Below are 22,676 nucleotides of genomic sequence, written 5' to 3' on the forward strand. Positions count from 1 at the left end.
CCGCCCTGGCAGCAAAAGAACTCCGCGAAGCCATCGCATAACCCCACCCCGAACCGTGTACTGCCCGCACAAAACACCACCGCGGGCAGTACACGGCTCAGGCGGGCTCGGCTGGATCTGAGCACATTTCGAAGATGCCGGGCCAGCAGATTGACTCGTAAGTGAGGTGAGGTCGCGATGAATCAGGCGGACTGTGCTGATAATCGTTCGGCTGTGGAACCGCCAGCCGTCGGGCCGCCCAAGGACATGCCTCCTATCCCCGCCCCGCCCCGTCGACAGGTCCCGGCAGATCGAATCCGTCCCTCGCGCGGTCGGGAACGCGAGTTGCGGCAGCTCATCCACGACCTCGCCGTTCTCGCCGCAAGGCCCGATCGCCAGGCCAAGTAGACACAGCCCCAAGCAGGAGCCACGTAACGCAGATTTGAGCCAAATATGAAAATTGGAATCCTCACCAGCGGTGGCGACTGCCCCGGATTGAACGCGGTGATCCGCGGCGCCGTGCTGAAAGGCATCGCCATCCACGGCCACGAGTTCGTCGGATTCCTCGACGGCTGGCGCGGCGTGGTGGAGGGCGACATCATTGAGATCCCCCGCACCATGGTCCGTGGCATCGCCAAGCAGGGCGGCACCATCCTCGGCACCTCGCGCACCAACCCGTTCGAGAACGGCGGCGGCCCCGAGGTCATCAAGGCCCACATGGACCGCCTGGGCATCGACGCCATCATCGCCATCGGCGGTGAGGGAACCCTGTCCGCCGCCAAGCGCCTCACCCACGCCGGCCTGAAGATCGTCGGCGTCCCCAAGACGGTGGACAACGACCTCGACGCCACCGACTACACCTTCGGCTTCGACACCGCCGTGCAAATCGCCACCGAAGCCATCGACCGGCTCCGCACCACCGGCGAATCCCACCACCGCTGCATGATCGCCGAAGTCATGGGCCGGCACGTGGGCTGGATCGCGCTGCACGCCGGCATGGCCGCCGGTGCGCACGCCATCCTCATCCCGGAGCAGAAGCTCAGCATCGAGCAGATTACCCAGTGGGTGAAGGAAGCCCACGCCCGCGGCCGCGCGCCGCTGGTGGTGGTGGCCGAAGGGTTTGTTCCCGAGCACATGGAAACCCCGCACTCCGAACGCGGCCTGGACACCTTCGGCCGTCCCCGCCTGGGCGGCATCGCCGACCAGCTGGCCCCCGAGCTGGAAGCCCGGACCGGCATCGAAACCCGCGCCACCATCCTCGGCCATATCCAGCGCGGCGGCGTCCCCTCCGCCTTCGACCGGGTCCTGGCCACCCGCCTCGGCATGGCCGCCATCGACTCCGTGGTGGAAGGCTACTGGGGCACCATGGTGGCCCTGAAGGGAACGGACATCGAGCACGTAGGCTTCCAGGACGCCCTGGGCCAGCTCAAGACCGTGCCGCAGAAGCGCTACGACGAAGCCTCAGCCCTGTTCGGCTAGGGCAAGCACTGGGAAGAGAACCAGTGAGCGTCCACCCGCTCCTGGGAGGGGCGGGCTGGGGTGAGCAGCATGGTTGCAGCGTCAATGTAACACCAAACCTGCCACCGGGACCGAACCGAGGAGCGTGGCCTGCCCGCCGGCGTCCTCAACGTGGTTTCGTCTTCTTCTGCGTCCGGGATCTCAGGGCCTCTGCTGAAGGACTCCCGCCTGCGGAAGGTCTCCTTCACCGGGTCCACCCCGGTCGGTAAACGGCTGATGGCCGACGCCGCCCAGAATGTCCTGCGCACCTCGATGGAACTCGGCGGCAACGCACCGTTCATCGTGTTCGAGGACGCCGACCTGGACGCCGCAGTCGAAGGGGCCATGGCGGCGAATATGCGGAACATGGGCGAAGCCTGCACCGCCGCCAACCGCTTCCTCGTCCACGAAACCGTCACCGCCGAGTTCACCCGGAAGTTCGCCGCCGCCATGGGCGCCCTGGCCACCGGCCGCGGCACCGATCCAGCCACCCAAGTGGGCCCGCTCATCGACGCCGGCGCCCGCGAGGACGTCCACGCTTTGGTGAGTGCCGCCGTCGACGCCCGAGCAGTAGCGGTCACCGGCGGCGCACCCGTGGACGGGCCCGGCTACTTCTACCATCCCACCGTCCTCGCCAACGTCCCCAACGACGCCGCCATCCTCGGTCAGGAAATCTTCGGACCCGTCGCCCCCGTCACCACCGAGCAAGAAGCCATCAACATCGCCAACGCCGGCGCCCCCTTCAGCGGCGTGAAGCAATCCGGGCTCGGCCGCGAGGGCGGATCAGAAGGAATTGCCGAATACACCACCACCCAATACATCGGCATCGCAGACCCCTACGCCGGCTGACGTCCGCACCGCATGCCCCAGGGATTCTGGCGATCCCCGCGGCGTGCGGGCAGGATGGATGGATGGCGCAGCACCTGGACATTCCGCCGGACTTTTACGGCGAGCTGATCACGACCACCGCCCGTGTGGTCACCTGGAATGTGTGGGGCCTGTACGGCCCCTGGCAGGAGCGTGAAGCGGCGATAACTTCCACCCTGCTGGAGGCAAAGCCGGATCTTCTTGTGCTGACGGAGTCCTGGGCGAAGGGTGACGACAGCCAGTCCGCGAGGCTGGCCGGACCTCTGCGGCTGCCGTACCACGCCTTTAGCGGGGTTCCGGCTCAGGAGGACGAGTCAGCGCTCTCGGGCGTTGCCGTCTTGTCCAGATGGCCGGTTGCCGATGCTGCCGGCTTCAGCTTTGGTGCGTTGCGGGTGCAGTACGTCCAGGTGGACGGCCCGCGTGGACCGCTCCACGTGTACGGAGTGGTGATGGACGCCTGGTGGCTGGACCAGAGCCAGGCACGGCAGGATGCGGTACGCGGACTGATCACCCACCTGCACGCGGCACAGGATGAGCGGACTCCCCTGGTTGTCTGCGGAGACTTTAACGCCGACCCCGACAGCGACGAAATGCGCCTCATGACGGGCCGAGCGGCAGCACCGGTTCCTGGTTTGTCCTTCTACGATGCCTGGGAAGTGGCGGCACCGGGCATAACGGGCAGCACGTGGTCCAATACCAATCCATGGGCAGCCCAGCTCTTGTGGCCGGACCGGCGGATCGACTATATCTTCACCGCCGCACCACGAAGGGGTGGAGCCGGACATCCGAGGGCAGCAGCCCTGCTGGGCACCACCCCGGTGGCTGGCACCTATCCTTCGGACCACTACGGGCTGCAGGCTGACATCCGTTACTAAAAAGGATCCTCCTGGACTTCACTGACTAGCGCTGAGCGCCGAAGTTACATCCGGAGGAGTACTACCAATGCCGGAAGGCTGCTTGCGCAGCCTTCCGGCACGGTCATTAGGCAATGGGCTGGGTGCTTGCGGCGTGTATTCTCGCCGTCTCGGTTCCCAGCCCGGAGAGGTAGTTGAACAACGCGTTGATACCAAACGTCCAGGGCTCCATGTCCTCAGTCTTTTGGGTTTGGTTGATCAGCGCCCCAAGCTGGGGGCTGCTGATGGTGACTATATCCCCGTGTTTATGGGTGAAGCCCATCCCTTCTGTGCCGCGGTCCTGCGTCGGTGCGAAGAGTGTTCCGGTGAAGAGGGAGAAGCCGTCAGGGTATTGGTGATGCTTGCCTCGAGCCGCTTTGACCAGCTCTTCGAAGGGGCGGCTGATGTGGGCCAAGCTATTGCGGCCCTCCAACCGGTAACCGTCCTGTCCCTCTACCGTGAGGGTAATTTCTTCTTCGCGGAGGGATTCCAGCGTGAAGTCCTGGTGAAAGAGCCGGATCCACGGACCGATGGCACAGGATGCGTTGTTGTCCTTGGCCATGCCCAGCAGGAGCGCGCTGCGGCCCTCCACGTCCCGGAGATTGACGTCGTTTCCAAGCGTTGCACCTCGAATCTTGCCGGCAGAGTCGACGATGAGCACGAGCTCAGGCTCGGGGTTGTTCCAGGAGGAAAAGCTGGGGATGCCCACACCGGAACCAAATCCCACTGATGCCAGGACGGGGGCTTTCGTGAACACCTCGGGATCGGGGCCGAGTCCGACCTCAAGGTACTGCGACCACATGCCCTGCCCCGTCAAGACGTTCTTGACCTCTTGCGCCTCTTCAGATCCCGGCCGTAGCGAGTCCAGGCTTCCGCCCAAGGCGTCCGCTACAGTCTTTCGGACTTCTACCGCGCGGTTGAAGTCACCGCCACAACGCTCTTCGATAACACGCTCGATCATGCTCTCGACGAACGTCACGCCACAGGCCTTGATCACCTGAAGGTCAATCGGGGCCAGCAGATGAGGTCTGCTGCGGTCCCCTTCCAAAGAGGCTTCTATGAGTTCCGGGAGGACCCATTTGGGAGCGTCAGCCCTGGGGAGAAGGAATTCCAGCGGGTTCTCGTGATCCACCAGCTCGGCAACAGTGCGGATCTCGGGCGTCAGATCGAAAACCTCGTCACCGCGGACAGAGACCACTCGGGGACCCTCGGAGACGGGATCCCAGACGCGCCCAATAAGAACGGCTTCCTCCCAGTCAGCCGGAAGGATCTGCCCGTGACGCCTCGTTGATCATTTGATGTCCTTACCTTTAGCGGTTGGTTCCCAGAATCCGTCTACCCTTCGTCGGACGCCCCATGGATTGCTGTCCTGCAGCGGCGCTGGAAGTTGCTGGGCCGGGAAGGAGTCGTAGGCGACGGGACGCATGAAGCGACCAATCGCTGCTGTTCCGACGGAGGTAGTGGTGGCGGTGGTGGCCGGATAGGGGCCGCCGTGGTGCTGGGCGTACGAGACAGTTACCCCCGTTGGCCACGCGTTCCAGAGCAACCGCCCGGCCCGCTCCCGCAACTCCACCAACAGTTCAGTGACGTCTTCGTCGGGCTCTGCCTGCACGGTGGCGGTGAGTTGCCCATCCAAGAGCCGGGCCAAGCCCGCCAAGTCAGTGCCCTGTTGGTAGCCGATCACCAGCGTGGCAGGCCCGAACATCTCCTGCTCCAGGATTCCCGGGCGCTGGTGGACGTCCTCAGCAGTGGTAAGCAGCACCGTCGGCCGGGGAGCCAGCGACTCGTCCCCGGGCACCAGGACCTGGACGCCGGGCGTTGCACGTACTGAGTTCAGGGCCTTGTCGAAACCTTCCCGCAGCTTCGGGCTCAAGAGGGGGCTTGACGGTTTCGAGGCCAGTTCCTGGTGCAGAAACCCAGCGAGCTCTTGGATGTCGTTCACCGGGGCGAACAGCAGCCCGGGCTTTGTGCAGAACTGGCCCATGCCCAAGGTGAAGGATGCCGCGTAGCCGGCGAGGATTTCGTTCTGTCTGGCACTCCATGCCTGCTCGGTGACGAAGACAGGGTTGATGCTCCCCAATTCCCCAAAGAATGGAATGGGAACCGGGCGGCGCGAGGCCCGGTCAAAGAGGGCCCTACCACCGGCCGTTGACCCCGTAAAGCCGATGGCCTTCACCATCGGGTGATCAACCAATAGTTCCCCTGCCTGCCGGCCAGCGATCGTGGAGAAAAGCCCGTGGGGCGCGCCTGCCCCTTCAAGGGCATCCTGGACGATGGCGCCGGTCCGCACAGCCAGGTTCAGGTGGCCCTCATGGATTTTGTGCACCACCGCACACCCGGCCGCGAGGGCTGACGCGCTGTCTCCGCCCATGACGCTGAAGGCAAAGGGGAAGTTAGAGGCGCCGAAAACACCGACGACGCCGAGCGGCACGGAGTAGCGCCGTATGTCCGGCCTGGGACCCATCCCCCAGCCAGGATCGGCATGGTCAATGGTTGCGTCCAGGTGTTCCCCGTGCATTATTTCCGCTATGAAAAGCCGGAGCTGAAACACGGATCGCTTCAGCTCAAAGCGGAGCCGGCCTTCCTCCAGGTGAGTTTCCTGGCGCCCAAGGAAGACCAGTTCGTCCGCGTGGGTCTCCAGTGCAGCCGCGATAGCCTCCAACCAGCGGGCCCGAATTCCCGGCTCAACATCTCTCGCCTGCTCAAACGCCCGGTGAGCGTCAACGATCTGCTGATCTGTCGCCTCAGGTGATGTCATCCTCATCGTTGGTTCCTTCCGGGGCAACGGCCCCAAATTCACTGCCGCCTTGCTGATTTCCAATGGCTTGAGCCCTCCGGACAGGGGCGCAAGGACGTGCGCCGGCGCCCCTTCGGGTCACTTTCGGTCAGAGGGCCGGCGTGCGTTCGAGGTTGAAGTAGGAGCGGGCATCCGGCGGCCGGATGTCAGCAACTGCGTCTTTGAAGATCCGCATCGGATGCGGCGTGTACGGATGCTCAGCAATCGCGTCGAAGTCGAGTTCGATACCCAGTCCGACGCCGCCAGGAATGAGAATGTCACCCTCCTCGGTCAACTGGAGGCGCTCGCTGGAGATCTCGCTTCGCCACGGTACGTCCGAGGCCATGATTTCCAGGTATCGGAAGTTGGGCAGCATCGCGCCCAACTGGAGTGTTGCCGCGGTACTGAGCGGCCCGCTCGGGTTGTGGGGTGCGAACGGGATGTAGTGGGCTGCGGCGAGCGTGGAGATGAATGACAGCTCCAGCAGGCCCCCCGCATGGGTGACGTCCGGCTGTACGTAGTCAACCGCATTCCGTGCCAGGGCGGGAACGAAAGTGTTCCGTCCGAACCAGCGCTCCCCTGCTGCAATAGGGACTGGCGATTTGGAGCGTATCTCCAGGAGCGAATCTATACCATCCGGCGGGCATGGCTCTTCGAAGAACACTGGTTGGAACTGCTCGATTTCGCGGGCAACGCGGATGGCTGTGGGCACGTCGAAGCGGCCGTGTCCTTCGATAAACAGCTCAATGTCGTCGCCTACTGCCTCACGGACAGCGGCGACGGGCTCGAGCATGCGCCGCAGATCCCGCGGTTCGAGGGTGAGGTCAGCGGCTTCGAAAGGGTCCCACTTGAGTCCGCGGAAGCCTTGGGCGACTGTCTGCAGGGCGGCGTCCGCGAAGTCCTCCGGCGTTTTGGCTCCTGAGAACCAGCCGTTGGCGTAGGCGCGGACCCTGTCGCGGACCTGGCCGCCGAGCATGCGGTGGACCGGGACGTCCAACGCGCGGGCGGAAACGTCCCACATTGCCATTTCGAGGGCGCTGAGAGCGGTCATGGTCACGGGCCCGCCGCGCCAGTAGGCGTCGCGATTGAGCTCGTAGATGTTGTGGGCGATCCGAGTGGGATCCTTGCCGCGTACCGCGTCGGCGAGGACGGCGACGGCGCCGCGCACGGCGTGCTCCTGGCCTTCGAGGGTTGCCTCTGCGACCCCGGTGAGTCCCGAATCGGTGTGCAGGCAGACGAAGATGAGGTTCGTCCGGTAGAAGTCGACCACAACTGTGTCGAGATTGGTGATTTTCATAGATGGAATGTCATCCCTTAACAGCGCCGGCGGTCATACCGCTGACGACATAGCGTTGTGCGAACAGGTAGAAGGCGACGGCCGGAAGCGTAAACAGCAGACCGACGGCCATGATGCTTTGGATTGAGGTGTCCTGCTCGCCGATGAAGCCAGCCACACCAACCGAAGCTGGCTGGAGCGATTTGTCGAACACAAACGTCACTGCGAAGACGTACTCATTCCAGGCGCTGAAGAAAGCGATGACCGCGGCGGCCGCGATAGCTGGCGCGATCAGCGGCAGGATGATGCGGGCGAGGACGGTGGGCGGGCGGCTGCCGTCAACACGCGCCGCCTCGTCCAGGTCCCGGGGAACGCCGTCGATGGCGCCCTTGAGGATCAGTGCGACAACCGGAAGGGTGAAAGCTGTGTCGGCCAGGATCAGCCCGTGCAGCGAATTCAGCAGGTCGAACCGCCGGAAGATGGCGAACAGCGGCACAACCAGCAGGGCTTCAGGGAGCATCTGCGTGAACAGCAGCGCCAGGCCAACCGCAGCCTTGCCCCGAAAGGTGAATCTCGACAGGGCGTAGCCCAGCGGGATCCCCAGTCCGATGGACAGAACAGTTGTCCCCGCCGCAACGATGAAGCTGTTGAGCAGCCAGCCGACGACCTGGCCGTCCGCGAGTGCGTCTGCGAAGACGCCGAACCGGGAGAAGTCGGGAAGCAAGTTTATTGAAGATGATCCGAAAAGCACGTCGTCAGGCGCCAGAGCGGTCACAAACATCCAGTAGATGGGAAAAACTGAAATCCCGAGGACGAAGAGAACGGCGAGGGTACGGGCTGTCACCCCGAAGCGTATGCGGCCCATCATGCCTCCTTGGCGGCCGCACGGGCGACCAGTTGACTACCGACGATGACGATCAGGGAGATGACAATGCCCACCATGCCAATGGCTGCTGCCGTCCCCAGCTGCTTGGACTCGAACGCCTGGGAGTAGAGGTCGATCACGAGGGTGCGTGTGGAGCCCAGCGGTCCGCCCCGGGTCATCAGCCAGATCAGCTCGAAGCGACGCAGTGACCAGATGGTCATGAGTACCGCGACTAAGCCGACCGTCGGTTTCAGGACCTGCCAGGTCACCACACGGAAGGTCATCCACCGCCCGGCGCCATCGACCTGGGCTGCCTCCACCAGCTCCTGCGGAACTCCTTGCAGGGCCGAGAGGAGCACAACCGCCACGAACGGCACCAGCTGCCAGATAGTGGTGACAAGGATCGCCCCGAGCGCCAGCTGCGGGTTGTCAAGGATGCCGTTCGGACCCGGGTCGATTCCTATTCCCCGCAGCAGGCGTGTCAGGATACCGAACTGCGGGTTGAACATCCATGTCGCGATAAGGGCAACTGCAATGCCAGGCGCCGCCCACGGCACGGTTACCAGCGAGCGGGCCACAACACGGCCGGGGAACCGCCCGTTCAGCAGCAGGGCAACGAGCAGGCCAAGGCCCACTGCGCCGACGACGCATGCTGTGACGTAGATCAGCGTTGTGAGAAGGGTCTGGCGGAAAGCAGGATCTGCCAGGACGGATTGGTAGTTCGCCAACCCGACCCAGACGTTATTGTTCGGGTTGAGCAGGGTCGTCCTCGTAAAGCTGAGCCAGACTTCCTGCAGGAGCGGGACCAGTTGAAAGACGACGATGTAGAGAATGGCGGGGGCCAGAAAAAGGTACGGCGTCCAGGGGCTGCCAACCGCGCTCCTGCGGCGGCGTTTGCTCCCTCTGCGATTGGTGTCCGGGGCCGGCTCTCCGGTCGGTCCCGGGGACCGCACCAGAAGGCGCGGTCCCCTGCTTGGTTCAGTCATCGCCCGACCAGCTCCTCCGCCTGCTTCTGGGCCTTCTGCATTGCAGTCGCCATGTCCTGCTGACCCTGAAGTGCGGCCAGCACCTCACTCACCACGATGTGACGGATGTCGGCTGTCTGCGGACCGAAGCCGTTCACGATCTGGGGAACCCCAGAATCGGTCAACTCATCCAGTGCCGGAAGGAACGGGTACTTCTCCAGGCTCTCAGCGCTTCGCTCTGTCGGAGTGGCAACGCTGCTGGCGCCCAGTACTTCCTGCAGCTTGACCTGCTGGGCGGGTTCGAGCAGCCAGTTGATGAAGTTCAAGCCGGCATCCTTGTGCTTGCTGTTGGCGTTGATAGTAATCGGAGCCAGCAACGCGCCCTGCTTCTTCTCCGGGAAGGGAATGCGTGCCACGCTGAAGTTGAGGTTCGCGTTGGCGGATTTGGTGGCAGTGACATAACCGCCGTTGTTCAGTTCCATTCCAACCTTGCCGTTGGCGAACATCTTGCGGAACGTCGCGGCGTCGGCACCCTTCGGGATGACATTTGCGTCGTAGAGCTGCTGGTATGCCTTCAAGCCCTCGATCACCTCGGGCGAGTCAATGGTGAGCTTCTCGCCGTCGGACCAGTCACCGCCGAAGCCCAGAACATAGTTGAAGATGTCCTGCCATACGCCGGCTTCCTCCGCCTGGGTTTGGCGGAAGGCAAGACCGTAAACATCTCCCTTGGTCGTATCCTTTGCCGTCTGGACGAACTCCTCGAACGTCTTGGGCGCTTCGGGGATGAGGTCCTTGTTGTAGAACATGCCGTAATTCGAGTTCTCGAAGACGACGCCGTAGCGGTGATCATCAACCGTAAGGTACCTGTCCGGGCCAGGGATGAGGTTCAATTTTTCCGCGTCGATATGGTCGTCGAGCGGTTCGAGCAGGCCTGAGGACGCCGCTGTCGAGAACTCGGGCATGTCGAAGCGGACGACGTCCGGCCCTTCGCCTCCGCCCATCTGGGTCAGCACGGTCTGCCCGAAGCTCGGGAACGGGATCGATGCGGGCTCAACCTTGACGACGTCCTGGCTGGCGTTGTACTCGTCCATAAGCTTCTGCAGGCCTGGACCGCGGCCAGGGTCACCAAGTGTCGACGCCGCGAAAGTAATTGTCGCCGGCTGCGGATTGGCCGACGAACCCTCCGGCGAGGGCGAACAGGCGGAAAGGACGAGAGCTCCCGCGGCCACAACAGCCAGAGCGGAGAGTGCTTTCGAGCGGCGGGATGGCGTAAAGACATTGCTACTCCTTCGTAGGTGGCGGGGTGATCTGCCCCACATCTGGCTATATATTACTAATAATAGGTATAAAGGCAATAGTGGCCCCGAAGCAAGGTAAAGTAGCCCGTATGGCCAGCCTGCACTCCGAGATCGTCGACATGCTTGGACTCCGCATCGTGCGCGGTGACTACCCCCCGGGGGCGCGCATCGATGTGGACTCCCTTGAACCTGAGCTTGGCGTTAGCAAGACCGCCATCCGGGAGGCCCTGCGCACCATCCGGGAAAAAGGACTGATCGACTCCTGGCCCAAACGCGGCACGATCGTGAACGACCGCGCAGCCTGGAAGCTGCTCGATGGCGACGTGATCATGTGGCGGCGCTCGGCGCGCCGGGACGATGACCGGCTTCTTGCCGAGCTGTCCCAGCTGCGGGATGTTATTGAACCGGCCGCCGCCAGGCTGGCTGCGCAGTACCGAAAACCGGAGGACATCGAGGCGCTCAGGCGCTCGTTCGCTGAGTTCGAGACCGCGGGGCAGGACATCGAAAGGCTCGCCGCCGCGGACCAAGATTTCCACATTCACCTGCTGCGGGCGACACATAATGAACTGATGATGCGCCTGGACGTGGTCATCGTCCACGCCCTCAACGCCCGTAACCGGATTCAACACCACCCTGGCGCGGCCTGGCTCGATCCCGTGCCAGACCATAGGAGCGTGCTGGAAGCTGTCGAAGCCGGCGACCCAGAGGCAGCAGAGGCAGCCATGAGATACGCGATTCGAGAATCCGATCAGGACCTGACCAGCGGAGAACCGGCGTTTACCGAGCCCGCAGCTCTCCCCGGCGTCAGTGCCCGGAGAACGCCCGCCGGGTAGGACTGGACTGCAATGGGAAGCCTTTCGTCAGCGGCCCACCACGCGCAGCCTGTTCCTCCCATGCCAAGGGCCTTGCGCCAAAAGACAAGAGCAGAGCCGGGACGGTAAACCACACTGGGGGTAACCCGCTACGCCGCCCGGCTGGCGTCCTTGCCTACTCGAAGTGGAGTATCCCTTGGAAACCTACGATGCGCTCCTCGTGTCCATCACGCCCACGTCCGGTCCCAGCCGGACCATCCTGAACCCCGCCACGGGCGAAGCCGTGGGCGAGGCCCCCATCCATGACCTCGAGTTCCTGGAGCAGGCCGTCGCCACCGCCGTCGAGACGCAGCCCGCGTGGGCGGCCCTGGGCCACAAGGCGAGGTCCGCCGCACTCCTGAAAGCAGCCGACGCCGTCGAACGCTCCGCCGAGGAACTCGCCCAGCTGCTCTCCCGCGAGCAGGGCAAACCCCTCAACGGCCCCAACGCCCGCTTCGAAGTCGGCGCCTGCGTGGCCTGGCTCCGCGCTACCGCCGGCCTGCCGCTGGAACCCGAAACGATCGTTGACGACGGCGAGACCCGCGCCGAACTGCACTACAAGCCCATCGGCGTCGTCGCGGCCATCGGTCCCTGGAACTGGCCCATGATGATCGCCATCTGGCAGATCGCCCCCGCCCTGCGCATGGGCAACACCGTCGTGGTCAAGCCCTCCGGCAACACCCCGCTCTCCGTCCTCGCCCTGGTCAAGGTCCTGAACGAGGAACTTCCCGAGGGCATCCTCTCCGTGGTCTCCTGCGGCCGCGAAGTCGGCGCCCGGCTCACCGACCACCCCGCCATCGGCAAGATCATGTTCACCGGCTCCACCGCCGCCGGCCGCGCCATCATCAAATCCTCCGCAGACACCGTCAAGCGCCTCACCCTGGAGCTCGGCGGCAACGACGCCGGCATCGTCCTGCCCGACGCCGACCCCAAGGCCATCGCCGAGGACATCTTCTGGGGCGCATTCCTGAACACCGGGCAGACCTGCGCCGCCCTCAAGCGGCTCTACGTCCATGACGACATCTACGACGCCGTCTGCGAAGAAATCACCACCGTCGCCAAGGCCATGCCCATGGGCAACGGCCTGGATGAGACCAACGTCCTGGGCCCGCTGCAGAACAAGGCCCAGTACGACGTCGTCGCGAACCTTGTGGAGGCAGCCAAGGCTTCCGGAGCACGCGTCCTCCTGGGCGGCAACCCGGACCCCAACCAGCCCGGCTACTTCTACCCCACCACCCTCGTGGCGGACATCGACAACGACAACCCGCTCGTGGCCGAGGAACAGTTCGGCCCCGCCCTCCCGATCATCCGCTACAGCACCATTGATGAAGCAGTGCAAAAGGCCAACGCCCTCGACGTCGGCCTCGGCGCCTCGGTCTGGTCCTCAGACCTTAATGCTGCCCGCGAGGTGGCCACCCGGATCCAGGCCGGCACCGTGTGGATCAACCGGCATGGCGCGGTGGACCCCCGCATCCCCTTCGGCGGCGCCAAGCAGTCCGGCTACGGCCTCGAATTCGGCGTCGAAGGCCTCAAGCACCTCGGCGTCCCCCAGGTGATCAACGGCTAGGAATCGTTGGAGACGGGAGCCCCGCATCCCTGCTGCTGTGCGGGGCTCCCGGGCTTTTGGGTGATGCCGCTACCCCAGGGCCGGGGCGGCGGAGGTGCGGCCGGCCAACTGCCGGCGGGCCCAGCGGGCCAGCTTCTTGCCCTTGCCCTTCCACCAGTTGTCCTCGTCCTTGTCATGGTGCAGCCGGAAGATGATGGCCACCAGCACGAACATGCCCATGACCACGTCCACCCAGGACGCCACCACCAGGGCGATCAGCACGGTGAGGCCGTTGGCGATGAGGGACGGGACGGCCAGGGTCCGGAACACGGTGCTGGCGACGTACCGCCGGTGCGACCGCGGAACGGATAGGGCGCGCACCATGTCGAAGCACACGCACACCACCACGATGGTCTGCCCGATGGCCAGCAGGACCTGGCCGGGAACCGAGCCGCTGAACGCGGCCACCGACTCCATCCCCGGGCTCACGGCCGGGCCTTAAGCTGAGAACCACACATCAAAAACCCCCAGAAACTTAGGAACCACTGCTGATCCAGCGATGGTTCCATTGAAGTTTCCGGGGGCGGACGGGGCACGAGTAGTGGGTACTCGAATTTCGGCCCGGGCCTTCAGCCGAGTACTTATCTACTGTCCGATGGCGCGCGGCCGCCACAGCACCACGGCCTGCGACCGGGGCCGGGGGCGCTGGCCGCGTGCCAAGGTCACCACGTCCCCGGCCGCGCCGGCGGCGAAAATGCGGGAGTCGAACGGCTGCGGCCGGCGGCCCAGTTCCTCAGTCAGTTCAGAGACCCGCCGTTGCAGGGCGGCCACCTGGTTTTCGAGCTCCAGGATGCGCTTGATCCCCTCCAGCGAAACGCCTTCCTGGGACAGCCGCTGCACCTCCCGCAGCATGTTGACGTCCCGCTGCGAGTACCGGCGGGACTTTCCCGGCGCGCGGCTGGGCTTGACGATGCCCAGCCGGTCGTACTGCCGCAGGGTCTGCGGGTGCATGTCCGCCAGCTCGGCCGCCACCGAAATCACGAAGATGGGCTGGTCCGCATTGATGTCCACCGAACACCTCCGCTGCTACAGCCGGGCCTTGGCGGCCAGGCCCTCGCGGACGTCCGCACCTGCTGTGGCATCGGCAAAGGCCTTGACCGCGGCTTCGGCTTCCTTATTCAGGTTCTTCGGTACCGCGACGTCGATGGTCACCAGCAGGTCGCCGGTAACCTTCGAGGTCTTCACGCCTTTGCCCTTCACCCGCAGGGTACGGCCCGACGGCGTCCCGGCCGGAACACGGACCCGCACCTTGTCGCCGTCGATGGTGGGCACCTCGATGTCGGCGCCCAGCGCGGCTTCCGGGAAGGTGACGGGGACGTGGATCCGCAGGTTGTCGCCGTCGCGCGTGTAAAACGGGTGGGGCTGGACCGAGACGGACACCACCAGGTCGCCGTTGCCGGCGGGGCCGGGCTGGCCCTTGCCGCGGACGCGCACCTTCTGCCCGTCCTTGATGCCGGCCGGAACCCGGACGTCGACGACTTCACCGCTGGGTTCCCGCAGGCCAATGGTGGTGCCGCGGATGGAACCGGCAAAGGAAATGCTGGTGGAGGCGGTACGGTCCGCGCCCTTCTGCGGGGTCCGCTGGAAGCCGGTCTGGCCGAAGCCGCCACCAAAGAGGTCGGCGAACTCGGGCGGAATGCCGCCGGCGGAGGGGTTGAACCCGCCCGCATGCCGTCCCGTGTTGCCGGTGAAGAGGCCGCCGAACAGGTCCTCAAACCCGCCGTTGCCCGCGCCGGCGCTGCCCGGAGCAAACCGGGCACCGCCACCCATGGCACGGATGGCGTCATACTGCTGGCGTTCCTCGGGATCGGAAAGCACCGAGTACGCCTCGGAGATGTCCTTGAACTTCTTCTCGGAAGCGGTGTTCCCCGAGTTGGTGTCAGGGTGGTGCTCTCGGGCCAGCTTCCGGTAAGCCTTCTTGATATCGGCGTCGGAAGCGTCCTTGGCAACACCAAGGATCTTATAAAAGTCCTTGTCCACCCAATCCTGGCTAGCCAATGGCGTTTCCTTTCAAAGTCTTCTAACTAACAGCTCTCCGCGGTACAGGGGCCCCCGCCCCTACGCGTGGCGGCTGGGTCCTTGCGGACCCCAGCCGCCACGCTCCGGCAGGCCCGATGCCACTCCCGGGGCCCCTGTACCGCTGCGAGCTTTGTGGTTACCTCACCTTAGGCGAGATGACCGCCGGCGCGGAGGCCGGATAGGGGGCGGCGGCGTGGCTGCGCGGTGGGCCCACGGCTGCGAGGGACCCGACGCGAGCTTGCGAGCATCGGGAGCAGCCGGGGACGGGCACCGCCCCCTATCCGGCGTAGCGCCGGAAGTACCCCGACTACGCCGGGACCGCGACGATGACCTGGGCTGCGCGGAGGACGCGTTCTCCTGACTTGTAGCCGGAGCGGAGCACCTGGCTGACGGTGTCAACCTCGATGTCCTCGCCGGGCTGCTGGATCAGGGCCTCGTGGATGGTGGGGTCGAACTCCACGCCGGTTTCGTCGATGCGGACCAGGCCGTAGGTCTTCAGCGCGTTCTCCAGCTTGGTGGCGATCGCGGCGAAGGGACCGTCGGTCAGGTCGCCGTGCTGCCGCGCGGCGTCGACGTCGTCCAGGACCGGAAGCAGGGAGTTCAGGACGCCAATGACGGCCATCTCCCCTGCCACGGCGCGGTCGCGTTCCACGCGCTTGCGGTAGTTGACGTACTCGGCCTGCAGGCGGAGGAGGTCGTTCTTCAGTTCGACCGCCTCGGCGTTGCCGGCTGAGCCTGCCGAAACCCCCTGGGCCACGGATTCCTCGGCGGGCACCTCAATGCCGTTGAGGATTTCCTCGGCCTGGGCAAGTGCGTCGCCGTCGGAATCCTGGGCGCCGGCTTCGGGGGTGGACTGGCTGCCCTCGGGGTGCCGTGCCTGGCCGGTCACCGGGTCAACCTTGCGGTTGTCCCGGATGACCGGTTCGGAGACGCCGCCCTGCTGGCCCGCGGATGAGTTGTGCTCTTCCTCGTTACCGTGGTGCGGCATAATTTACTTCTTCGCTTCGTCTTCGTCGATGATCTCGGCGTCGACGATGTCCTCGTCGGCCTCGGACCCTTCCGGACCTGCTGCTCCTTCGGCACCTGCGGCACCGGTGGCGCCGTTGGGCGAACCGGCCTGGGAGTAGATGGCCTCGCCGAGCTTCGTCTGGGAAGCCTGCAGCTTCTCGAACGCAGCCTTCACAGCGGCATCGTCGGTGCCTTCGAGGGCCTTCTTGAGGTCGTCGACGTCGGTCTGGACCTCGGTCTTGACCTCTTCCGGCAGCTTGTCCGCGTTGTCGGCGATGAGCTTGTCCACGGAGTAGGCGAGCTGCTCGGCCGTGTTGCGGGTGTCGGTGGCCTCGCGGCGGGCCTTGTCCTCGGCTGCGTGCTCCTCGGCGTCACGGACCATGCGGTCGATGTCTTCCTTGGAGAGCGCGGTGCCGCCGGTGATGGTCATGGACTGTTCCTTGCCGGTGCCCTTGTCCTTCGCGGAGACGTGGACGATGCCGTTCGCGTCGATGTCGAAGGTGACCTCGATCTGCGGGATGCCGCGCGGTGCCGGGGCGATGCCGGTCAGTTCGAAGGTGCCCAGCGGCTTGTTGTCGCGGGTGAACTCACGCTCGCCCTGGAAGACCTGGATGGCCACGGACGGCTGGTTGTCGTCGGCCGTGGTGAAGGTCTCGGACCGCTTGGTGGGGATGGCGGTGTTGCGTTCGATCAGGTGCGTCATCACGCCACCCTTGGTTTCGATGCCGAGGGACAGCGGGGTGACGTCGATCAGGAGGACGTCCTTGCGCTCACCCTTCAGCACACCGGCCTGCAGGGCTGCACCAACGGCCACGACCTCGTCCGGGTTGACACCCTTGTTCGGTTCCTTGCCGCCCGCCAGTTCCTTGACCAGTTCGTAGACAGCAGGCATACGGGTGGAGCCACCGACCAGCACGATGTGGTTGATGTCGGTCAGCTTGATGCCGGCTTCCTTGATGACGTCGTGGAACGGCTTCTTGGTGCGCTCCAGCAGGTCCTTGGTGAGGTCCTGGAACTTGGCGCGGGTCAGCTGCTCATCCAGGTGGACCGGGCCGTCGGGGGTGACGGACAGGTACTGGAGGGAGACGTTGGTGCTGGTGGAGGAGGACAGTTCCTTCTTGGCCTGCTCGGCAGCTTCGCGGAGGCGCTGCAGGGCGATCTTGTCCTTGGAGAGGTCGATGCCCTTGACCTTGAGCTGGTTCAGCAGGTAGTCAACCACGCGCTGGTCCCAGTCGTCGCCGCCGAGGCGGTTGTCGCCGGCGGTGGCGCGGACCTGGATGGTGGAGAAGTTGTCTTCGTCCTTGCCGACTTCCAGCAGGGAGACGTCAAACGTACCGCCACCGAGGTCGAAGACCAGGATGAGTTCGTCTTCCTTGCCCTTGTCCAGGCCGTAGGCGAGGGCCGCGGCGGTGGGCTCGTTGACGATGCGCAGGACGTTGAGGCCCGCGATTTCGCCGGCTTCCTTAGTGGCCTGGCGCTCGGCGTCGTTGAAGTAGGCGGGAACGGTGATCACAGCGTCGGTGACCTTTTCGCCCAGGTAGGACTCGGCGTCGTTCTTCAGCTTCATGAGGATACGCGCGGAGATTTCCTGCGGCGTGTACTTCTTCTCATCGATGGCCTTGGTCCAGTCGGTGCCCATGTGGCGCTTGACTGACGAGATGGTGCGTTCGATGTTGTTGACCGCCTGGCGCTTTGCGATTTCGCCAACCAGGACTTCGCCGGACTTGGAGAATGCAACCACGGACGGCGTGGTGCGGCCACCCTCGGCGTTGGCAATAACGGTGGGCTCGCCACCTTCGAGAACGGAGACGACGGAGTTGGTGGTTCCGAGGTCGATACCTACTGCACGTGACATTGTGTTGCTTCCTTCTTTCCTTGGAAACTTGCTGGCGCCCGCTAATTGAGCGTTCTGCACTCAACCTTACTCAGGGCTCCGATGATGTCAAGCAGAGTTGAGTCAACTACGCTCAACTTTGCTTACTCAAGGAAAAGGGCAGCAACGAGTTCCCCTCGGCTCGCCACACCCACCTTGCTGAAGATGTGCCGCAGGTGTTCCTGTGCGGTGTAGGGCGAAATGCCCAGCATGTGGGCCATCCGCTGGGTGGCATGACCTCGCACAACAAGCTCCGCGACCTGCAGCTCACGCGGGGTCAGTCCGAAAATCGCCGCGGTCAGAGGGGCCAGGTGCGCATGATCAGCCTGTCCGATGATGACGCCTGCAGACCCGGGCTGCGCGAGCTCCGCCTCGACGCCGTACAGGGCAGCCCATTGCCCGTTGGCCAGCCGGAGATGGAGCGGCCCCGCCGGGCTGCCCCCGGCCAGCGTCGCGAACGAGACGGCGTGAATGGGCAGCGGCAGGCCGCCCGCAGACGCGGGACCGTCAGGAAACAGTGCCAGCCATTCCCGCGCAGTTGCGCTCACGGCAATCGGAAGGCCTGCCGGGTCAACGATCACCAGCCCGGGCGAGCCGGGGCTCGGCGCGGCGGAGGTGGGACCGGCAAGCAGTCCCCGCCTGACCCCCTCTGCCAGCAATGGCGCAACCGAACGCATGAACTGCCGGTCTGACTCGTCAAAGGCAGGCATGGCGGCCGGCCTGTTAAGACGCACAGTCGCCCATACCTGGCCGGCATCGTCCCGCAGGGCCACCACCATCTCCTGCTCAAGATCGTGGTCCCGCATGTAGTCGCGGTAAATGGCACTGTGCCAGGGGTTCCCGCCGGTAACTTCGGCGAGGGTCTGGACGCCGGCCGGGTTCCGTGCAACGTCAACCGACTTGTTCACATCGTCGTCGATGTATTCCCAGCGCATCTGGGCGGCACCGTCCAGCGTGCAGTCGGGCCCGTACACACCGTTGATCAAAAGCGAGCGGGGGTCCAGGGAGTACCAGGTGGGCGTCGCCGCTGCGCCTGCCGCCGAGGGCACCGCCTGCGCAACGAGCGGTCCGGCAGCGGCGCAGAAGGCCGCGGCGTGGAGGGCGGCATCAACCAGTTCGCCCAGGTCGCGCCTTACCCTGCCCGCCGCCCGCTGGTCCATCTTCCTGCCTCAATCCGCCAGAAGCCCCAATAACAGAATCCTGTTATCGACGGAAGCCGTCAATGCCCGCATCATGGCTGCCATGGATGAATTCACTGGTTATGGCCAGGGGCTTGCGAAGACCTTCATCAGCACTGTGGGAAGCCGTGATCCTGGCGGCTGGGCCGCAATGTTTACAGAGGACGCGACGTATAGAACACCAGATCTCCCGGACGCCCTTCATGGCCGGCCGGCTTTGAAGGCGATGGCGGAGACACTCTTCACCGCCTTCCCTGACATGGTGTTCGTGGTGCGGTCGGTAACAGAGCAAGGCAACGTGGTGGTCCTGGAAGGCGCAACAAAAGGCACCTTCACCGGGCCGATGCAAACGGCCGCGGGAGAAGTGCCGCCGACCGGCAAGTCCTACGAGGCACCCTTCGCTGCCGTGTGCGAACTATCAGACACCGGGCTCATCAAGGCCTGCCGCGAGTATTACGACACGGCGGCTTTCGCCACCCAGCTCGGGCTGGCCGGCTGACCCTGGCGCTGCCGAAGCGGCTACCGCTCGGCGTCCGGATCGCCGTGCAGCGGACCGCGCTCGTCAGTGGTGGACATGACCTGCCCGTCCGTCAGGCCTTCACGGACGGCATCCTCGTTTCGGAAGTCCTCGGCGGGGTTCTCGGCGTCGCCCTCCCCGTACTGGCCGCCTTCACCTTCCAGCCCCGGCTCTGTGCTGCCGCGGCGGGGGTGCTCATCAAATGCTGCTTCGTGGCTTTCGGTCATGGCGGAACCTCTCCTTCGAGTCCGCGTCCGTGCGGGCGCACTGGCAGTCTATCGAGCAGCACAGCCAGCCAACAGGGCTTCATCCCGGTCTGGCCGTTCTTCAGTCTCCTGCCGGGAGAGCTTGCCGGGCCACCAGATCCTGGGGCCGATGTCGTAAGCCAGCGCGGGTACCAACAGCGAGCGCACCAGCACCGTATCCAGCAGGACGCCGAACGCCACAATGAAAGCCAGCTGCACCAGGAACATGATGGGAATGACGCCCAGCGCCGCGAACGTGGCCGCGAGCACCACGCCGGCGGACGTGATCACGCCGCCGGTCACGCCCAGGCCGCGGAGGATGCCGGGGCGGGTGCCGTGCTTCAGGGACTCCTCCCGAACCCGGCTCATCAGGAAGATGTTGTAATCCACACCCAGGGCAACCAGGAACACGAAGCCGAACAGCGGCACGGTGGCGTCGGCACCTGGGAAGCCCAGGATGTTGTTGAACACCAGCGCGGACACGCCCATGGCCGCCGCGTAGGAGAGCACCACGGAGAGCACCAGCAGGACCGGCGCGAGCACGGACCTCAGCAGCAGCATCAGGATAAAGAGGATCACCACCAAGACCACCGGGATGATGATCACCAGGTCACGCTGGGCTGTGGTGTTGGTGTCCAGCGCAGTGGCGGTGACACCGCCCACCAAGGCACCGGGGTCCACCGCCTTGACGTCCACGCGGAGGGCCTTGACGGCTTCTTCGGCCTCGAGAGAGTCCGCTGCGGAGTTCAGCGTGGCATTGATCAGCACCTTGCCCTCGCGGACGTCTGGCTCCCTGGGAGCCCCAGGGGCGCCGGTGATCGGTACGCTGCCTTCAACCAGCAGGTAGGCCTCCCCCACGCCGTCGGCCGCTTTCACCGCGTCCAGCACTTCCTGTGCCTTGCCTTCGTCCGCAACCACGACGGCGGGGCTGCCGCTGCCCGCGTCGAAGTGGCGGGCCAGCGCGTCCTGGCCGTCCACCGCATTGGAGGCGGTGAGAATGACGTCCGTCTGCGGGACGCCGTTGGCCTTGAGCTGGAGGACGCCGGCGGAGGCTGCAGCCAGCAGCAGGACGGACGCGATCCAGACGGTCCGCGGACGCCGCTGCACCAGCGCGCCGGTGGCCCGCCACAACCCCTTCTGGCCTCCCAGCCCCGTGACCAGCTCGGGCTCGCGCTCGCCAGCGGGGGCGGGCTTGGGACGGAACGGCCAGAAAGCGGCACGGCCCAGGAGCGCCATCAGGGCGGGCAGCAGCGTGAGTGCGGCGAACAGCGAGCAGATGATGCCTGCCGCTGCCACGGGCCCCAGCGCCTTGTTGGAGTTGAGGTCTGAGAAGAGCAGGCAGAGCAGGGCGATGATGACCGTGGCGCCGGACGCCAGGATGGGCTCAAGCGAGGTCCGCCAGGCCGTCAGCGCCGCGGATGTCCGGTTGGCCGTGTGCGTCAGCGCCTCACGGAAGCGCGCCACATAGAGCAGGGCGTAGTCGGTGGCCGCGCCAATCACCAGGATGGAGAGGATCCCCTGGCTCTGGCCGTTCAGCTGGATCCAGCCCGCCTTGGCCATGCCGAAGACCAGCAGGATGGCGGCACACAGCGCGAACACCGACGTCAGGAGCACCATGAAGGGCAGGAGCAGCGAGCGGTACACCACCAGCAGGATGACGAACACAGCGGCCAGCGCCACCAGCAAGAGGATGCCGTCAATCCCGGCGAACGCGGCCACGAGGTCGGCCGCGAGGCCGGCGGGCCCGGTCACGAACGTGCTCATCCCCCCGGGTGCAGCTTCAGCCACAAGGTCCAGGAGCTCTTTCACGGCCTCCTGCACTTCCACCTCGGACTCGCTGATGGGCGCAATGAACTGGACCGCCTTGCCGTCTTTCGACGGAATGGGCCCAACCACCGCGCTGCCCAGCTTCAGCTCTTCCAGGTCCGCCCGGAGCGCGGCCACTTCCCCGAGCTGCGCCGACGTGAAGGCCTCGTCGCTTTCGATGACGATGACGCCCGGCACCTCGTCCGAGTCCCGGAACTTGGCCTGCCAGTCCTGGGCGGCAGTGGCCTCCGCACTTGCCGGAAGGAAGGACGCCTGGTCATTGGAGGACACTTCCTCCAGGCGCCCGAAGGTGGGGCCGCCCACGCCGGCGAGCACCAGCCACGTGAGCACCAGGATGACGGGGACCAGCCAGCGCAGCCAGAACGGCACGCGCTCCCTGCTTTCGGTTTTGTGTTTCATGATGCCTTCCGGACGTACGGGACACGCGCAGTAGTTCCAGAGTAGACTATCTCCATTGTAGAGATAAGTGGTCATCAAGGTTTTTCTTAGCAATCGCCATGAAGGCACGGAGGGCAGGGCTGAAGTAGTATCCGTCAGTACGGCCGGGCGCACCCGGCGGTACTGCCCACCAGAAGGATGAGGAGGCGGCCATGGCAGCAAGCGGGCCCGCGGACACGCCGCACCCTCCGGCATCCCCTGGGCAGAATGGCGGCCCGCACCCCCTCGTCCGGCTCCTGCAGGAGTTCACCCTGGAGGCCAACCGGTACGTGGACACTGCCGGCAGCAGGAAGGACATGCACCGGACGGACCTGAACGCCCTGGCCGTGATCATGCGCCACACGGCCAAGGGGAATCCGGTGACACCGGGACTCCTCCGCAAGGAGCTGCACCTCAGCTCCCCCGCCACCACGGCGCTGATTGACAGGCTGGACAGCTCCGGCCACGTGGTCCGCGAGCGCAACAGTTCCGACCGGCGGCAGGTGCAGCTGAAGATGACACCCAAGGCCTTCCAGGAGGGCGGCGCCATATTCGCGCCCCTTTCGCGTCGAATGGGCAGTGCCATGGCGGAATTCTCGGAGGAGGAGCTGGAAACCGTCTCGCGGTTCATGACCGCAATGGTGGAAGCCACTGTGGCGGCGCGCGAAGAATCCTCGGCGGATTAGGCCGGCGAAATCCTTCCGCGCCGAGGCGTGAGG

20 protein-coding genes and 1 pseudogene are annotated in these 22,676 nt (G+C 65.2%); 7 read left to right on the forward strand and 14 right to left on the reverse strand.

Annotation, left to right across the window (positions count from 1 at the left end; all coding sequences use genetic code 11):
* Positions 1-432 precede the first annotated feature (432 nt).
* The 3 genes and pseudogenes from AC5RT3_RS15190 (at position 433) to AC5RT3_RS15200 (ending at position 3,218) form a co-directional block, all read left to right on the forward strand.
* Positions 433-1,458: an ATP-dependent 6-phosphofructokinase gene (locus AC5RT3_RS15190; RefSeq protein WP_494124584.1), complete on the forward strand. Its 1,026-nt coding sequence runs from the start codon at positions 433-435 to the stop codon at positions 1,456-1,458.
* Between the two features lie 120 nt (positions 1,459-1,578).
* Positions 1,579-2,325, forward strand: a pseudogene (locus AC5RT3_RS15195) (aldehyde dehydrogenase family protein); the annotation flags it as partial.
* A gap of 62 nt (positions 2,326-2,387) precedes the next feature.
* A complete protein-coding gene (locus AC5RT3_RS15200; RefSeq protein WP_494053092.1) occupies positions 2,388-3,218 on the forward strand; it encodes an endonuclease/exonuclease/phosphatase family protein in 831 nt (276 codons plus the stop codon).
* Positions 3,219-3,324: 106 nt separating this feature from the next.
* Here AC5RT3_RS15200 and AC5RT3_RS15205 read toward each other — a convergent pair whose 3' ends face one another.
* The 6 genes from AC5RT3_RS15205 to AC5RT3_RS15230 form a co-directional block, all read right to left on the reverse strand.
* Positions 3,325-4,506, reverse strand: a complete 1,182-nt coding sequence (locus tag AC5RT3_RS15205) for a fumarylacetoacetate hydrolase family protein (RefSeq protein ID WP_494124625.1) — start codon at positions 4,504-4,506, stop codon at positions 3,325-3,327.
* Positions 4,507-4,527: 21 nt separating this feature from the next.
* Positions 4,528-5,994: an aldehyde dehydrogenase (NADP(+)) gene (locus tag AC5RT3_RS15210; RefSeq protein WP_494053096.1), complete on the reverse strand. Its 1,467-nt coding sequence runs from the start codon at positions 5,992-5,994 to the stop codon at positions 4,528-4,530.
* 127 nt (positions 5,995-6,121) lie between these two features.
* Positions 6,122-7,309 carry a mandelate racemase/muconate lactonizing enzyme family protein gene (locus AC5RT3_RS15215; protein WP_494053090.1) on the reverse strand — a complete coding sequence of 396 codons (1,188 nt, stop codon included), beginning with the start codon at positions 7,307-7,309 and terminating at the stop codon, positions 6,122-6,124.
* A 10-nt stretch (positions 7,310-7,319) separates the two neighbouring features.
* The gene (locus AC5RT3_RS15220; protein ID WP_494053089.1) at positions 7,320-8,156 is read right to left on the reverse strand and encodes a carbohydrate ABC transporter permease; all 837 of its coding nucleotides are present in this window, start codon (positions 8,154-8,156) and stop codon (positions 7,320-7,322) included.
* Complete coding sequence (locus AC5RT3_RS15225; protein WP_494053088.1) at positions 8,153-9,139, reverse strand: carbohydrate ABC transporter permease; 987 nt, start codon at positions 9,137-9,139, stop codon at positions 8,153-8,155. Before AC5RT3_RS15225 ends, AC5RT3_RS15220 begins: the two co-directional genes overlap by 4 nt.
* The gene (locus tag AC5RT3_RS15230; protein WP_494124585.1) at positions 9,136-10,437 is read right to left on the reverse strand and encodes an ABC transporter substrate-binding protein; all 1,302 of its coding nucleotides are present in this window, start codon (positions 10,435-10,437) and stop codon (positions 9,136-9,138) included. Before AC5RT3_RS15230 ends, AC5RT3_RS15225 begins: the two co-directional genes overlap by 4 nt.
* Positions 10,438-10,505: 68 nt before the next feature.
* Between AC5RT3_RS15230 and AC5RT3_RS15235 the strand changes: the two genes are divergently transcribed.
* Positions 10,506-11,249, forward strand: coding sequence for a FadR/GntR family transcriptional regulator (locus AC5RT3_RS15235; RefSeq protein WP_494053086.1), 744 nt, complete (start codon positions 10,506-10,508; stop codon positions 11,247-11,249).
* A gap of 175 nt (positions 11,250-11,424) precedes the next feature.
* A complete protein-coding gene (locus AC5RT3_RS15240) occupies positions 11,425-12,834 on the forward strand; it encodes an aldehyde dehydrogenase family protein (protein ID WP_494124586.1) in 1,410 nt (469 codons plus the stop codon).
* Between the two features lie 69 nt (positions 12,835-12,903).
* Here AC5RT3_RS15240 and AC5RT3_RS15245 read toward each other — a convergent pair whose 3' ends face one another.
* From AC5RT3_RS15245 to AC5RT3_RS15270, 6 genes are all read right to left on the reverse strand, one after another.
* Positions 12,904-13,290: a hypothetical protein gene (locus tag AC5RT3_RS15245; RefSeq protein WP_494124626.1), complete on the reverse strand. Its 387-nt coding sequence runs from the start codon at positions 13,288-13,290 to the stop codon at positions 12,904-12,906.
* 168 nt (positions 13,291-13,458) lie between these two features.
* Positions 13,459-13,884, reverse strand: coding sequence for a heat shock protein transcriptional repressor HspR (locus AC5RT3_RS15250; RefSeq protein ID WP_494009823.1), 426 nt, complete (start codon positions 13,882-13,884; stop codon positions 13,459-13,461).
* A gap of 15 nt (positions 13,885-13,899) precedes the next feature.
* Positions 13,900-14,871, reverse strand: a complete 972-nt coding sequence (locus AC5RT3_RS15255) for a DnaJ C-terminal domain-containing protein (protein ID WP_494124587.1) — start codon at positions 14,869-14,871, stop codon at positions 13,900-13,902.
* A gap of 328 nt (positions 14,872-15,199) precedes the next feature.
* Positions 15,200-15,880 carry a nucleotide exchange factor GrpE gene (locus tag AC5RT3_RS15260; protein ID WP_494053083.1) on the reverse strand — a complete coding sequence of 227 codons (681 nt, stop codon included), beginning with the start codon at positions 15,878-15,880 and terminating at the stop codon, positions 15,200-15,202.
* Between the two features lie 3 nt (positions 15,881-15,883).
* The gene (dnaK, locus tag AC5RT3_RS15265) at positions 15,884-17,755 is read right to left on the reverse strand and encodes a molecular chaperone DnaK (protein ID WP_494053082.1); all 1,872 of its coding nucleotides are present in this window, start codon (positions 17,753-17,755) and stop codon (positions 15,884-15,886) included.
* Between the two features lie 122 nt (positions 17,756-17,877).
* Positions 17,878-18,933, reverse strand: a complete 1,056-nt coding sequence (locus tag AC5RT3_RS15270) for a helix-turn-helix transcriptional regulator (protein WP_494124588.1) — start codon at positions 18,931-18,933, stop codon at positions 17,878-17,880.
* A gap of 82 nt (positions 18,934-19,015) precedes the next feature.
* On the opposite strand from AC5RT3_RS15270, the gene AC5RT3_RS15275 reads away from it, so the two are divergent.
* Complete coding sequence (locus AC5RT3_RS15275) at positions 19,016-19,450, forward strand: nuclear transport factor 2 family protein (protein ID WP_494053080.1); 435 nt, start codon at positions 19,016-19,018, stop codon at positions 19,448-19,450.
* A gap of 20 nt (positions 19,451-19,470) precedes the next feature.
* Here AC5RT3_RS15275 and AC5RT3_RS15280 read toward each other — a convergent pair whose 3' ends face one another.
* Both AC5RT3_RS15280 and AC5RT3_RS15285 read right to left on the reverse strand, forming a co-directional pair.
* Positions 19,471-19,695: a hypothetical protein gene (locus AC5RT3_RS15280; protein WP_494009829.1), complete on the reverse strand. Its 225-nt coding sequence runs from the start codon at positions 19,693-19,695 to the stop codon at positions 19,471-19,473.
* A gap of 48 nt (positions 19,696-19,743) precedes the next feature.
* A complete protein-coding gene (locus AC5RT3_RS15285) occupies positions 19,744-21,939 on the reverse strand; it encodes an MMPL family transporter (protein WP_494124589.1) in 2,196 nt (731 codons plus the stop codon).
* Between the two features lie 191 nt (positions 21,940-22,130).
* Between AC5RT3_RS15285 and AC5RT3_RS15290 the strand changes: the two genes are divergently transcribed.
* Positions 22,131-22,643 (forward strand): MarR family winged helix-turn-helix transcriptional regulator, encoded by a 513-nt coding sequence (locus AC5RT3_RS15290; protein WP_494053078.1) that lies wholly within the window; start codon positions 22,131-22,133, stop codon positions 22,641-22,643.
* The last annotated feature ends 33 nt before the right edge of the window (positions 22,644-22,676 follow it).

The organism is Arthrobacter sp. Y3221159, from assembly GCF_059089885.1.

Coding starts and splice junctions, on each gene's coding strand:
- AC5RT3_RS15190 (WP_494124584.1), top strand. CDS start 433: ATGAAAATTGGAATCCTCACCAGCGGTGGCGACTGCCCCGGATTGAAC.
- AC5RT3_RS15200 (WP_494053092.1), top strand. CDS start 2,388: ATGGCGCAGCACCTGGACATTCCGCCGGACTTTTACGGCGAGCTGATC.
- AC5RT3_RS15210 (WP_494053096.1), bottom strand. CDS start 5,994: ATGACATCACCTGAGGCGACAGATCAGCAGATCGTTGACGCTCACCGG.
- AC5RT3_RS15215 (WP_494053090.1), bottom strand. CDS start 7,309: ATGAAAATCACCAATCTCGACACAGTTGTGGTCGACTTCTACCGGACG.
- AC5RT3_RS15220 (WP_494053089.1), bottom strand. CDS start 8,156: ATGATGGGCCGCATACGCTTCGGGGTGACAGCCCGTACCCTCGCCGTT.
- AC5RT3_RS15225 (WP_494053088.1), bottom strand. CDS start 9,139: ATGACTGAACCAAGCAGGGGACCGCGCCTTCTGGTGCGGTCCCCGGGA.
- AC5RT3_RS15230 (WP_494124585.1), bottom strand. CDS start 10,437: ATGTGGGGCAGATCACCCCGCCACCTACGAAGGAGTAGCAATGTCTTT.
- AC5RT3_RS15235 (WP_494053086.1), top strand. CDS start 10,506: ATGGCCAGCCTGCACTCCGAGATCGTCGACATGCTTGGACTCCGCATC.
- AC5RT3_RS15245 (WP_494124626.1), bottom strand. CDS start 13,290: ATGGAGTCGGTGGCCGCGTTCAGCGGCTCGGTTCCCGGCCAGGTCCTG.
- AC5RT3_RS15260 (WP_494053083.1), bottom strand. CDS start 15,880: ATGCCGCACCACGGTAACGAGGAAGAGCACAACTCATCCGCGGGCCAG.
- dnaK (WP_494053082.1), bottom strand. CDS start 17,755: ATGTCACGTGCAGTAGGTATCGACCTCGGAACCACCAACTCCGTCGTC.
- AC5RT3_RS15270 (WP_494124588.1), bottom strand. CDS start 18,933: ATGGACCAGCGGGCGGCGGGCAGGGTAAGGCGCGACCTGGGCGAACTG.
- AC5RT3_RS15275 (WP_494053080.1), top strand. CDS start 19,016: ATGGATGAATTCACTGGTTATGGCCAGGGGCTTGCGAAGACCTTCATC.
- AC5RT3_RS15280 (WP_494009829.1), bottom strand. CDS start 19,695: ATGACCGAAAGCCACGAAGCAGCATTTGATGAGCACCCCCGCCGCGGC.
- AC5RT3_RS15285 (WP_494124589.1), bottom strand. CDS start 21,939: ATGAAACACAAAACCGAAAGCAGGGAGCGCGTGCCGTTCTGGCTGCGC.
- AC5RT3_RS15290 (WP_494053078.1), top strand. CDS start 22,131: ATGGCAGCAAGCGGGCCCGCGGACACGCCGCACCCTCCGGCATCCCCT.